Origin of the sequence: Haloferula sp. A504, from assembly GCF_044385805.1 — a bacterium.
Taxonomy (GTDB): Bacteria; Verrucomicrobiota; Verrucomicrobiia; order Verrucomicrobiales; family Akkermansiaceae; genus Haloferula.
Genome location: NZ_JBISBU010000190.1, coordinates 1 through 684 on the forward strand (window position 1 = coordinate 1; position 684 = coordinate 684).

Below are 684 nucleotides of genomic sequence, written 5' to 3' on the forward strand. Positions count from 1 at the left end.
CAGTATGCCACCTGGCGCGGCACCAGCCGCTTCCAGAAGGAGATGCAGAAGGACCGCGTGTCCCACATCCGCTCGCAGCCGCAGCACCCGATGACCCTCGGCAAGGTCGAGCGCTTCTGGGGCAGCATCTGGCGCGAGTTCCTCGCCCGCGCCCAGTTCGACGACTTCGAGCAGGCCCGCGCGCGGATCCGGCTGTGGATCCAGTACTACAATCACAAGCGGCCCCACCAGGGGATCGGCGGGCTGTGTCCGGCCGACCGCTTTTTCGAAATCCAGCACGAGCTGCGCGAAACCCTCGAGAAGGGCATCCGCGACAACGTGCTGGAAATGGCCCTGCGTGGCCGTCCCCGCGCGCCCTTCTACATGGTCGGGCGCATGCAGGGGCAGTCCGTCGTGCTCCATGCCGAAAAGGGCAAGCTCAAGCTCAGCCTCGACGGCGAAGACCAAACCACCAACGAACTCGAATATGACATCCAAAGCGAATCCCGGCCCGATGCCGGAGAAGAAGACCAACCCGCAGCCCACCCCGCGCAAGCGGGCGAAACGCCGCCAGCCCTCCCGCCGCTACAGCGCGGGGGAGAAGGCCCGGGCAGTACTGGCCATCTGGACGGAGAAACTCAGCCAGAGCGACATTTGCCGCGAGATGGAGATCAACTACATGACGCTGCAGAATTGGCAGAAGCG

Annotated in this window: 1 protein-coding gene and 1 pseudogene; both read left to right on the forward strand. The window is 64.9% G+C overall.

Annotated elements, in window-relative coordinates:
- Positions 1-42 precede the first annotated feature (42 nt).
- Positions 43-243: pseudogene (locus ACG2LG_RS24120) on the forward strand (transposase); the annotation flags it as partial.
- A 250-nt stretch (positions 244-493) separates the two neighbouring features.
- Positions 494-684 (forward strand): transposase (locus tag ACG2LG_RS24125; RefSeq protein WP_396263455.1); only part of this gene is annotated, 191 nt, incomplete at its 3' end.